6 protein-coding genes are annotated in these 12,459 nt (G+C 43.6%); 5 read left to right on the top strand and 1 reads right to left on the bottom strand.

The window, feature by feature from the left end; genetic code table 11:
- Positions 1–69: 69 nt before the first annotated feature.
- A complete protein-coding gene (locus tag D3222_RS25910) occupies positions 70–1,185 on the top strand; it encodes a cytochrome P450 (protein WP_232832458.1) in 1,116 nt (371 codons plus the stop codon).
- Positions 1,186–1,471: 286 nt separating this feature from the next.
- On the opposite strand, the gene D3222_RS09085 is transcribed toward D3222_RS25910, so the two are convergent.
- Positions 1,472–4,348: an RHS repeat-associated core domain-containing protein gene (locus tag D3222_RS09085; RefSeq protein WP_118985868.1), complete on the bottom strand. Its 2,877-nt coding sequence runs from the start codon at positions 4,346–4,348 to the stop codon at positions 1,472–1,474.
- Positions 4,349–6,692: 2,344 nt separating this feature from the next.
- On the opposite strand from D3222_RS09085, the gene D3222_RS09080 reads away from it, so the two are divergent.
- Genes D3222_RS09080 through D3222_RS09065 form a run of 4 tightly spaced genes read left to right on the top strand, consistent with a single transcriptional unit; the run spans position 6,693 to position 12,451 of the window.
- Complete coding sequence (locus tag D3222_RS09080) at positions 6,693–7,823, top strand: LuxE/PaaK family acyltransferase (RefSeq protein WP_118985867.1); 1,131 nt, start codon at positions 6,693–6,695, stop codon at positions 7,821–7,823.
- Between the two features lies 1 nt (position 7,824).
- Positions 7,825–10,230, top strand: coding sequence for an acyl-CoA reductase (locus tag D3222_RS09075; RefSeq protein WP_118985866.1), 2,406 nt, complete (start codon positions 7,825–7,827; stop codon positions 10,228–10,230).
- Positions 10,231–10,259: 29 nt separating this feature from the next.
- Positions 10,260–11,531: a phenylacetate--CoA ligase family protein gene (locus D3222_RS09070; protein ID WP_118985865.1), complete on the top strand. Its 1,272-nt coding sequence runs from the start codon at positions 10,260–10,262 to the stop codon at positions 11,529–11,531.
- Positions 11,528–12,451, top strand: coding sequence for a GNAT family N-acetyltransferase (locus D3222_RS09065; protein WP_118985864.1), 924 nt, complete (start codon positions 11,528–11,530; stop codon positions 12,449–12,451). The genes D3222_RS09070 and D3222_RS09065 overlap by 4 nt, the downstream gene beginning before the upstream one ends.
- Positions 12,452–12,459: the final 8 nt, after the last annotated feature.

The raw sequence follows: 12,459 nt of genomic DNA, 5'->3' as shown, positions 1-12,459 counted from the left end.
TAAATTCATTGTCAAATACCGTGAGAACTTATAACTCAAAGAGATGAAATTTACATAGGCGCATCTGTGATGAATGTTTTAATAAATGAATATAAGAAGAAAATGGACAGTGTAAAATTAGGTGATCCTGAGGGAAAGGGATTTTTTTACGATGTTAAAGAAGCAATATGGTATTGTTATTCGTATGATATTTGTTCTTATCTTCTGAATTCAGATTATGTTACAAAAAATAAATTGAGTATTCCGTTGGAAATATTTTCTGCATCAGATAAGCGTAGTGTTGCCAGATTCATTCTTTATCTTAATAATTCACTCATTTTTAATGATGATAAACATAATAATGATGCAGTAAGTTTTATACGTAGAAAATTTGATGAGATAGATTTTGAAATAATCGCCAATGATCTTTTGTCTCCTTTAAAAGAGTTTGATGTTATAACTACGAAGCATCTAAGGGGAGTGAATAACTTGCTGGCTGCTTCTTTAGTGGGATTGAAAGCTTCGACGTTCTTTTCTGCTCACGCCTTGAGTGTCGGTATGTTTTTTGATGGGAGGGTGAGAGGGAAGGCATATTTTGTATCGATTGCGGAGTCTTTTATTGCCATATATCAGCAAATTTTACGGCAAATAACCATTAACGGTGAGGCAACGGATTTGATCTATGTTGAGAAATTTGTGGCTGATCTGTCGGTAACATTTATTGCCGCTCATGAAACGACGATGCAATTGATAGCTGCCACCCTGTTTTATATTAAAAACCATGCAATCACAGTGACGGAAAACAATATTAAAAGCATTGTCACTGAAACCTATCGTATATCTAGCCCAGTGCTTTCCGTAGATAGAGTATTTAAAGAGAGATTGATATATAAAGATACCTGTTTCAATAAGGGAGATCGAGCCCTGTTTTATACTGGATTAGCCAATTTCGATGCTGCGGTTTTTGATCATCCTTACCAGTTTCAGCCTGATCGTGAAGGCTGCCCACTTTCATTTGGTGTAGGAGTAAAAAAGTGTATTGGCATGAATATCGCGATACATTTTACTTGCCAGTTGATAACCAGAATACTCTCTTGTTATCAACTTGATGATGTTGAAATTCATGAAGTCACTGTTGGTTCGTCAGCTATTGGTTGTTCAAAATTTACATTGAGTGTATCGAAGAAATTAAAAGCCTCATTTTGAATAGATATGAAGTTTAATAGTTTTGCATATTCGGATTTATTTGCCCAAATCTTGATGATTTTTGTAAAAATCGATGTTAAATTCACTAGCAGTATATTCCGTGAGCTCCGCATAAATAATGTAAGTGAGTAGTGGATGTCTATAGTGAACTAAATTATCGTGACACAGAATACTGAACGCCCTCGACAGCATGATAAAAAGGACTTATCAAGTGTACTAGCTCAGACTTGATCTGACATCCATTCTTGATAGCTGTCAGATCAGGTTTGAGTTCTAGTACAAGCTATTACGCCACAGAGTTTCTGCGTGTTATTCTTCGGTAATTTTCTACCCTTCCTGTCATGACATTTTCTATGCCAGACAGTATCCCAGAACAATTATGACAAGCCGGGAAGTCTTCATTTTTTGCACCAACGAGTCGTTGTGTGAATATATAGGTCTGACTCAAACTGCTTGATATATTTTCTCCCTTTTTAGCAAGTTCAGTGACCATATAATTTAAAGATTGTACTTCAGCATGTAGGCCCGCAATACCCGCCATTTTCGGTAAAATGTTTTTGTTTTCCTTAATATGTTCTCTGATCCTCTGCTCAATCAGAGGATGTAATGCAGTGCCTGATTTTTGATATGCTTTTTGTATACCAGATATAAATTTTCCTTCATTAGCAACACGATAGCTGCCAAGATCCATATTTGGTCTCCAGAGTTTGGATGTTTGGAGTTTATCGGGGTGGTATTGTTCGAAACCGGGCTTCGCTTTTTCGCTGATAAGTTGCACGCCAGGGAAGGTGTTTTTTGCACTTAAACTACCACTCAGGTTTAAAAATTTATCTTTATAGGTATCGTGCTCTGTACTGGTGCCATGGCCCATAATACCGGCATGAGCAGCATATCCTTTTAGTTTTGCATTTGTATACATCATATCTCTGGATGCTTTTTCTCTATCTTTTGGTTTCATCGGTTTGAGTGTTGTTTCATTTCTCTCTGTTTCTTGTAATATTTCGCCGGTGCTTCTGGTGAAATATTGGTATCTCCGTTCAACTCTTGGATTTTGTTTATACAAAAGTGGCGGAATATTAGGTTTGTTTTGTGGAATGGCAAGATCAAGCCAATCTAAACTTGAGAGCCCCATATTATCCGCGAGCGTAACTGGGTTATTCATCACCATGCAATAGAGGTTTAATCCATCGATAGTGCCGGCCGGGTCTGCACTTAACCATCTTCCTGCCCACGGCTGATAATACCGATAGCCGTAATAATATAGTCCAGTGGCATCCCGTTCTTTACCCGAATACCGGATCGTTTTGTAACTGGCTTCTGTCTGGTTTCTTGCGGCCCATAGCGCTGTACCGCCAAATGGATAGTACTCTTCTTGACTGATGATTTGCCCGTCACTATCTAGCTCAAGCTGGCTGGAGCCAATAAGATTGTCGTAACTGTAACGTACCTGATTATTGTTGATATTTTCTGGTTTGCCGCTTTCCCAGTGCAGAACCCGCACTTGCGCGCGACCGGCTTCACCTACTGTAATGATCTGTAATGCTTCCGTTGTGGTAGCATCGTTTTGTGTTGTACGTAGTTCTAATCCTGGCAGGTAAACGACTCGTTGTTGTCGGAGGAGATTCTGCATTTGCTGTTCACTCACTTTTAGCAGTCGCATCCCGTCGTTGCCATAGCGATACCACTCTATGTCGTTGCCACTGTCGGTGCGGTTATCTCGTTTTACGGATGTCGTCTGTTGTAGTTCACCTCGTGCATTCCAGTTTAAGTTCTGTCCCGGTAATAATGTTTCCTGATGACCGCCTGCCTGAAACAACGCATCCACTTTGGTTGGATCAGTGGTCAAGGTACTCAGTACTGCACGGTTGCTGCGATTCGAGACGGTGATGTCTGTGGTGTAGTTGTTTTGGCTCGCGGGTGAACTATGCCGGATTTGGGTCAGGTTGCCACCACGGTCATAGGTATAAGTACGAGTGTAATGGGTATAAGTGTTGTTATCGGAAGGGAGTGCTGGAGAGGGGAGCTTCTGATTCTGCTGGCCGATATTCGCCATTTCGCGCCCTGTTGCGCTGATAAGCTGATACAGGGAATCGTAGGTATAGATATTCTCCGGCACCATTTTCTGATTGCGCCAGAAGCGGGTCTCTTCTGCATCGTTACGGAGACTGATTATGTTGCCAACTGGATCATATTCATAACGTAAGTCTTGCAGGGCCTTGTTATTGGCTGAACGACGAGTAGTGATGCCAATCAGTCGCTGAGTTTCCGGCTCGTAAGTGTATTCAGTGATGATACCGTTACCGTGCTCTTCGCGTAGTTTTTGTCCCGCAGCTGAATAGGTTAGGGATTTGATAATCACCTGTTCACTCTGGCCTTTCACCGTTAGCCAACTGCCTTTTAACTGACCGGCTACGTCATACGCCAGACGCTGGATGTTTCCTTTGGCATCGGTTTGTGTCAACAGAGCGCCGGTGGCGTCGGTTCTGTTTTCGGTGGTGTATACATCGCTATTTAATTTCTTATCCCAAACCTTTTTATCATCTCCGAACCAGTTTGCTTCTTGACCATCAGCCAGTAGCCGACGGGATTGTGATAAAACTGCTCCGGTCAGGGAAAGGCGATTCAGTTGGGTCACTCCTGCTGTATCGTAATGATGTACACACTGACCAGCAAGATTTTGGTCTTTTTCTGCTGGTGTGTTTCCAGCCCAGATAAGACGTTCGGTGATATGGAATGCTCTTTCCTTTGGCTCTTGTTCGGTTACGGATAACAGACGACCGGGCAGAGAGTTGTCTTCATATTGCCGGGTCTGCTTGACACCCGTTGCAGTTACAGTCAGGACAAGACGGTTTTCAATATCATGAAGCGTAACAGTATTGCCTGCATCGACGCTCTCTGTACGCAGGACATTGCCCGTTAAATCATACTGCCAGAGAAAATTGGGTTTCACCGAGTTATCTTTCTGCCAGGCGTCATACAGGCGTGGATCAATACTTTGGTGCAGGTGTCCGAGAACATCATACTGATGACGGGTGATACGGATATCACTATTTTTTTCCGCGGTAGTTCGGTGATAACGGATTTCACGGACATCCAGCCCACGGTTATCGTGAACAGTGATAGTGGGGGTATGTTGATAAATTTGGGGGTCAAAATTGTTCATAATTTACCTCTTTGTTGTGTTGAATAATTATGGTGTTGAATAATTTTTTGTCTGCATCGCAGCGAACGAATACTAAGTTCAGCTTCTCCACATAATGAGGATAACCTTTCTATTGAGATGCTAGCGGTATGCAAGATTTCAGGAGATAAGCAGGAGTGACCTCATTCAGAAGTATGCTGCTCAAAGGTGCTGTTGCAACCGAATAACAGTAACAAGTATAGGCAGACGAGTACAAGTATCGTAGAAAACAGCGTTAGGATCTTTTGCTATCGTTCATGGCTGTTTTTTCTGTTAATTGGTGAATTTTTCAATAAAGGAGAAGTCGCCTATCCTTATTTAACATACAGTTATGTATTGGTGGTATGTTAACGGGAAGTTCAGTTATCTGTTATAAGTGTGAGTTATTTTATTGGCTAAATAATTCTTGATGTTCTTCCATATACGAAATTCGGATTGGTTAATCTGGTGCCAAACAGATCGGATGTAGCAGATTATGGTGTCAGATAGACATTCCAATGAGTATCATTGATTTATACCCGTCATCTTTCAAGTTGCCTCTTTGTTGGCTGCACTCACTCACCCCGGTCACATAGTTTGCTATGCTCCCGGGGATTCGCTCCCTTGCCGTCGCGATGCATCTTGAAATCCATAGGGTATAGGCTTTATCTTGTGCGTTATGATGGAATAAATCCATTGTGTTTATACGGTATCATAAGACACTTTCTTAATTGAATGTTCTAATGCAATAAAACATAATTTATTAAATTTACTGATAATATTTTTAAAGGGAAATGATTTTATTGGATGATTCAATTTTTCTAAATAAATATACAATTTTAATTTTCAATTAAATTAAACTGGATAATATCTGTAGTGTAAGTCTTATGAGTCAGGTTTCAAATTGTATGGAATTTATATTACATTTATAAAATAATAAATTTGCTAAATAATGTAATTATTACATGGGTTAATGTTGAAATACATTATGAGTCAGATATTTGTTAATTTACCATTGTTATTTTAACAATACAAATAATATTGGATTGTAATTCTTGGTTAAATTGTGAAATAAAGCATGGATGTCGGCGATTATAAATGTAAATGTTATATTTTTAGTATTATAAATTGAGGTTGTCCATAAAATTAAGTGTTATATTTTGTATATTTTGGATATTGATAAAATAAAAACTTTTGGTTTTTTATTGAAATATCATTATATATAATATTGCTTATTGGCAATTCTTATTTTGGTTGTTATTGAAATATTTTATTCTTCCTGGGAGTTATAATGGTTGATAAAGAAATATTAACATGAATGATTAGTAAGGTAGGTAAAGTAATTATATAAAAGCAAATTTCTATCATGTGTATAGAAATATGTTTTTTGTTTTTAACTTTTTGATGGATTTTTATTTTAATAAAAACTTGATTGGTATTGGTAATATCATATACCTAATAGATTTCGAGTTGCAGCGCGGCGGCAAGTGAACGAATCCCTAGGAGCATAGATAACTATGTGACTGTGACTGGGGTGAGTGAAAGCAGCCAACAAAGCAGCAGTTTGAAAGATGAAGGGTATAAATTGCTTACTTTTAGGTATTGTAAATATCGATAATATAAATGTGGATCGTTAATCTGCTTTTCTTAAAATAATTCTGAAAATTTCTCATCATTGAATAGAAATAGACCATGTAATGTTTTACCCGAAATAGCTTTCGCGTTGAAAATAATAAGCTTACTACTTTGAATTTGATGGTTTTATTTTGGGTTTGGCGACTTTACCTATTGGGAAAATTGACGAAAATAAAGAAGTAACATTGTTGATTATCATGCTAAATATTAATTATGTGAATATCGTGGAGATCTCAGTATTCTATTTGTTTTTTAAATGTTAAATATTGACTATAAATTCATATTTGATGAGTGATTATACCCAATAGATTTCGAGTTGCAGCGCGGCGGCAAATGAACGAATCCCCAGGAGCATAGATAACTATGTGACTGGGGTGAGTGAAAGCAGCCAACAAAGCAGCAGCTTGAAAGATGAAGGGTATAAATAATGATGTCAAAATTCGTTGATAAGGTTATTAAATATAAATTGGTTATTACATTAGCGTTTATTAAATCATAATTGTTATGTTTTTATTATTTTTCTTACAAGGAATTAACAAAATTAAATGTTAGTTTTACCAGAACGGTGACCTGTTTTTATTTGGTTAAGGAGTTGTATTCAACATGTCGTTATTTTTTCTTCGGCAGAATTTATTTGCCGGAGGTTGAAACAACGTACCTATTATTTTAAGGGAGTAAATGCCCTTTTTTCTTTAATTTCTGGAGATGACTTTTGACCTCTCTTGCTTATGTTGACGCCCTTTGTGCGCTTGATCATCCTTATCGGGTCGATAGTGTTTGCGACCAACTATTTAATGCTGCCATGCGTGAGTTGACTCTGTACCACTGTGAAAATACTCCCGGTTATTCTCAGTGGTTGAAGGCTAACGGTCTGGAAGTGGAAAGACTGGAGAAACTGGATGATTGGTCGCGTTTGCCGCCTATTTTCGCTAATTATTTCAAACGTCGGTTGTTGCTCGGTACCACTGGTAGGAATGCATTGGAGTTGACCTCTTCCGGGACAACCGGCCAAAAGAGCCGTATGCGTTACGATGCACGTAGTATGCGTGCAGCTCAAAATATGGTTGAACGGATTTTCGAGTATTACGGTTGGAATACGCCGCAGCAGCCTTGTAATTACTTGCTACTAAGCTATGAGCCTGCCGGTATGGTTACTTTGGGAACTGCGTATACCGATCAGTATTTGTGTAAATATGCACCGATAAATCAAGCCTGTTATGCACTGCGCCACAATGGAAAAGGCAATGAGTTTGATCCTTTTGGTGTCATTCGATCCTTGCAAGAGTTTGCTGCACAGGGGTTACCAGTGCGTATCTTGGGCTTCCCGGCATTCTTGTGGTTCACACTGGAGCGGATGCAGGAAATGGGGTTGCCGCCGGTGCAGTTGCATCCTGAGTCACTGGTATTTTTAGGTGGAGGTTGGAAAACGCACGTTGATAAAGCCATTCCAAAATCCTTACTGTATCAGCGTTTGGGGGAACAACTGGGTATTCCTGACGAGCGGTGCCGGGATGGTTACGGCTCGGTTGAACATCCTGTGCCTTATGTTGAGTGCCGAAATCACCATTTCCATGTGCCGGTCTATGCCCGAACCTATATCCGCGATACAGCTAACATGGCGGTTCAACCCTATGGTAAGCCAGGTTTTCTGCATCTGGTATCACCTTATATCACTTCCAGCCCGGCACACAGTATCGTGGTGAGTGATTTGGCGGTGCTGCATCCCGCTGCTGAATGTGGTTGTGAGTTAGCTACCGATTGGTTTGAGTTATTGGGTCGTGCTGGTACCAGTAAAAGCCGCAGTTGTGCGATTGCCGCTTCTGAGTTGATAAAGGAGTCCTGAAATGTACTTAGTAAATGGTAAGGTTATCTCTGACTTGGAGCCCGCCAGCGTATTGGCGGAACTTAAAGCTAATTTAGCTGAGACGCTGGCTTGTCCTCCAAGTGTACAACAGGTATTGGCGTGTGCTGAGCGTTTTGTTGATGGTCTCGATACTGTTGCGGCTACGCTTAAGCTGGATACAGCCACCATCACCGCTTTACGTCACTTCTGTCATCGCGATTCTTTAGAGGCAAAGTTGCGGCATGAACTGGGGGAACAACCTTTTTCTCTGCGTCGTTTTGACTATACACAGCCCCGTTTTGAAACTTGGCAACCGTTGGGATTGGTGGTGCATATTACGCCGTCCAACGCGCCTTTGCTGCCATTTATGGCAGTGCTGGAGAGCTTGCTAGTGGGTAATGTCAATTGGTTACGTCCTAGTAGCAGTGATCACGGCCTTAATGCGCGGATACTGGCTGAATTCCTCCGTCATGACCTGAGCGGCACGTTGGCACCTTATATATCCGTGTTGCCTTTGCCATCTGATCAATTATCAGAATTACTGGCGTGTGCTGATGCAGTATCCGCCTGGGGCAGTAATAGCGCCCTGACCGCTATCCGTAGCCAACTACGGCCCGGTTGCCGTTGGATAGATTGGGGACATCGTATCAGTTTTGCTTATTTGGACCCGATGGTTGCCAGTGATGCTGATTACGATGCATTGGCTGATGATGTTTGCCGTTTTGACCAACAAGCGTGTTCCAGTCCACAGTGTTTGTTGGTAGATAGTGCTGACGAGAACGTTTTACGGGAAGTCGTTGGTGCTGTGGCCGCCGCACTGGAACGGCGCGCGCCAGTATGGCCAGCCTTACAAACAGACATACAGGAAGCGGCGGAAATCAGCAGTCAGATGGCATTTTTAAAGTTGGATCACATTTTTGCTGAACTCTGCGGTTCGGTAGAAGAGGGCAATGGCTGGCGGATAGCCTGGATACAGCGTCAAGAGCTTGCACCATCACCGTTGTACCGTACTCTGCAAATTCGTCCGGCACCGCAGGCACAATTGGTTGAGATTTTGTTGCCATGGCGTCCCTATTTACAAAGTTGTGCTTTGATAGCGAAAGAGAAAGAGCTGCCGATGTTGAGTCGTCAGTTGTTGGCCGCCGGTGTTAGCCGGATATGTCAAGCCGGGACGATGCATGATGGCTATGAGGGTGAGCCCCATGATGGTGTTTATGCATTGACTCGGCTGGCGCGGCGAGTCTCCGTCAGCTTAAAACCTGAACAACTACCAGGCCATGTCACGTTGGATAAATTGCCGGCCAATCCGCCAGAGTTGGCAGGGATTCCAGTGATGGATAAAGCAAAGTTTCAGAGCGGCGGTGTGACCGCAAAAGCACAGGTGTTTTTCCGTAGTGGTGGCAGTAGCGGCGAGCCAAAGCTAGCGGGTTTCAGCCATCGAGATTATCACAGTCAAATGCAGGCCGCGGCAGATGGCTTATTTGCTGCTGGCTTGGACCCATCCCAAGACCGGGTCATGAATTTGTTTTATGGCAGTAACTTATATGGTGGCTTGATGAGTTTCTTCTCTGTGCTGGATAAATTATCCGTGCCGCATTACCCGATGGGTGGTCCAATAAATGATGATTTTAGCCAAATCAGGCACTTTATTGTCACTCAGGGCATCAATACGCTGGCGGGAATGTCAAGTACTATACATCGATTGTTTGAATGTGAAGAGGCTGCGTTGCGCGCCTATGGTGGGATACGTAAAATTTTTACTGGTGGTGAGCATATTGGTGAAGAGCGACATCGGTTTCTGTCCAGTTTTGGTGTACAGATAATTCGCTCGGCGATTTACGGTTCCGTGGATGCGGGTCCGTTAGGTCATGCTTGTGCTTGTTGCCAAGAGGGAGAGTTCCATCTGTTATCTGATATTCAATGGCTGGAAATCTTGGCCCTTGATAGTGATCAGCCTGTTCCGACAGGGGAAAACGGTCGACTGGTGTTTACCTCTTTGGCGCGGGAAGGGCAGGTGGTCCAGCGTTACGATGTAGGTGACTTAGGTTATTGGCTCCCTGGTCCCTGCGCCTGCGGATTACCAGCGCCGCGGTTTAAACTGGGAGGTCGTCATGGTGCGTTATTACGGGTAGGTTCTATTTTTTTGAACCCAACAGAATTATCCGCCGGGCTGCCGTTTCCGGTGCAGTGGCTGGTAGGGAACAACTCCAGTGGTTGTGATTATATCCATATATTAGCCGACGGAGATGTTGATCAGGTACGTGTGCATCTGTTGCAACATAAGATGTTGAATCAGGTGGTCAGCGGAGGGTTACTGCAACTGGAAGTTATCCCTACACCTGCTGGACAGTTCCATCGTCATCCGCAAAGTGGCAAAACGCCGCTGGTGCTGGATAGCCGATTCTGAGACCAATAATACTACTTTTTGGGTAAATCATGACACTATCATTACACGATCTGGTTGAATACGCCCGCAATCATGCTCCCTTTTTTCGGGATCTTTATCGTGATCTGCCTCGGTCTGGTTGGACGCTGACTGATCTGCCATTGATCAATCCTGTTGATTATTGGCAGCAATCGCAATCGCTGGAAAATTGGCCGGTGTTAACCGGCCCTGTCAACGGTGGTCATGTTTTTAAAACCGGTGGCTCTACCAGTGATGGTCGATTGTCGGTATTCAGTTGTAGCGAATGGCGTGCTTTTGTACGCGCATTTGGTCAAGGGCTTGCACAGCAATTACAGCCTGGTGACCGCGTTGCTAATCTGTTTGTGGCGGGTGATTTGTATACCAGTTTATTGTTTATTCACGGTGCCTTGTCCTATTCGCCGGTGCCGGTGGTGGAATATCCGTTTACCTGGTCAGTTGATGATCGGGCTCTGGCCGAGGCGATTGTTAGCTTGGGGATTAATGTTCTGGCCGGGGTAACGGTGCAACTATTACGTTTTGCCAGTACCTTGCAGCAGTGCGGCCAGTCTATACCCGGCATTGATCGTCTGTTGTACGGAGGTGAAAGCCTGTTTCCAGAGCAATTGACACTATTGAGTCGCGTATTTCCTAATGCGCGTATTGGTTCAGTTGGTTGTGCCAGCGTTGATGCGGGTCTCATTGGTGCGGCGTCTCCCGATTGCTGTTACGGTGAACATCGGGTTTTTGATACCGATACCATTGTCGAAATTATTGACGAATCTAATGGTCAGCCGATTACGGTGCCCGGACAAAATGGCCTATTAGTTGTGACCAACTTGCAACGGCGTCTGATGCCGGTTATCCGCTATCCTACTGGTGACATGGCCTGTTGGTGTGAGGCGTCAGGCCAGCCGCGCCGCAAATTCGCTTTGCAGGGGCGAGCGGGTAGCGCTCACCGAGTTCGAGTGTGCTCACTGTCTATTTTTCCTGACCATATTGCGCGGTTACTGCAACAGCAAGAGGGCATACTGGCTTGGCAGTTATTGCTGAGCCGTCAGGGTGGCATAGATAGGATAAAACTATTGTTAGCTGGCGATTCATCACTGGCACCATCGACAACATCAGTACACCAGGCATTGTTGGTAGCACAACCTGCTATGGCAAAGTTATGTGATCAGGGATTACTGCATGTAGAGGTCACTTACTGTGCTTTGGAAAATATGGTTACTCATCCACGCTCCGGTAAATTGATGCGGGTAGTTGATCATCGTGGTTATGGTGCTGAAGAGAAGGCAGCATGAGCATGAATCCAGAAATACCATTAATTCGATTATTCCGGGAAGAAGATTCTACCGGAGTAAGTGCGTTATTTCGGGTTGTTTACGGCGAAGATTATGTCTACCCGGAAGTCTATTTACCCACCATGCTTGGCCGCTATAACGCGGCAAAACGGTGGTATTCCGCCGTTGCGGTACAAAATGGACAAGTGTTGGGGCATGCGGCGCTGTGGCGGGATGAACGCTGTCCATTAAGCGCTGAACTGGCATTGATCGCAGTACATCCGCAGGCGCGTGGGCAGGGTATTGCTACCGCGTTGGGACGATATTTGTGTGATCAGGCCAAGAAAATAGGGTTAAGTATACTCACGATTAAACAGGTGTCGTCGCATAACCATAGTCAGCGTCTGGCTCAAAATCTGGGTTTTCACACCACGGGGTTGCTGCCGGACTATGTAACATCACCATTTGATCAGGCACGACCGGAAAGCATCGTACTGGGTTGTTTGCCTTTACAAAGCTGGCCGTTTCCAGAGTTACATTGGCCTTCCGGTTGGCAAAGGTGGTTGACATCGGTGACTCAAGTGTTTGGTCAAGAACCTTTGCAACCAGAGGAGTTGGCTGATGCGGATATCCGTATAACCAATCATGGATGTCGGCTGGAAGTGTGGATAGAAAAGCAGACAACTGAACGGGTAAAAGAGGTGGCCGAGTTACCGGCGCACAAACTGGTCTATGTGAAACTGCCGGTAGGGGAAGGGACTCTTCAGGCTATGGAAATCTTGCAGCAGGCGGGATTTGCCTGTACAGGGTTTGTGCCAGGTCATCATCACCATTGGGAAGCTTTATTGGTTCGGGGACATAGTAGGAAAGAGTTGACCTTAGATTGTCAGTTTGCTCGTCGTTTGCACCAGCAAAGCATGTTTGCTTGTGCGGGCGCATAGCCTTCCTG

The organism is Photorhabdus sp. CRCIA-P01 (assembly GCF_003545805.1).
GTDB lineage: Bacteria > Pseudomonadota > Gammaproteobacteria > Enterobacterales > Enterobacteriaceae > Photorhabdus > Photorhabdus antumapuensis.
The sequence above is the reverse complement of the archived record's forward strand: the minus strand, read 5'-3'. Positions and strand labels throughout refer to the sequence as shown.

What these genes read in the sequence shown, in the direction of transcription:
- D3222_RS09075 (WP_118985866.1), top strand. Translation starts at nt 7,825, where the DNA reads ATGTACTTAGTAAATGGTAAGGTTATCTCTGACTTGGAGCCCGCCAGC.
- D3222_RS25910 (WP_232832458.1), top strand. Translation starts at nt 70, where the DNA reads ATGAATGTTTTAATAAATGAATATAAGAAGAAAATGGACAGTGTAAAA.
- D3222_RS09085 (WP_118985868.1), bottom strand. Translation starts at nt 4,348, where the DNA reads ATGAACAATTTTGACCCCCAAATTTATCAACATACCCCCACTATCACT.
- D3222_RS09070 (WP_118985865.1), top strand. Translation starts at nt 10,260, where the DNA reads ATGACACTATCATTACACGATCTGGTTGAATACGCCCGCAATCATGCT.
- D3222_RS09065 (WP_118985864.1), top strand. Translation starts at nt 11,528, where the DNA reads ATGAGCATGAATCCAGAAATACCATTAATTCGATTATTCCGGGAAGAA.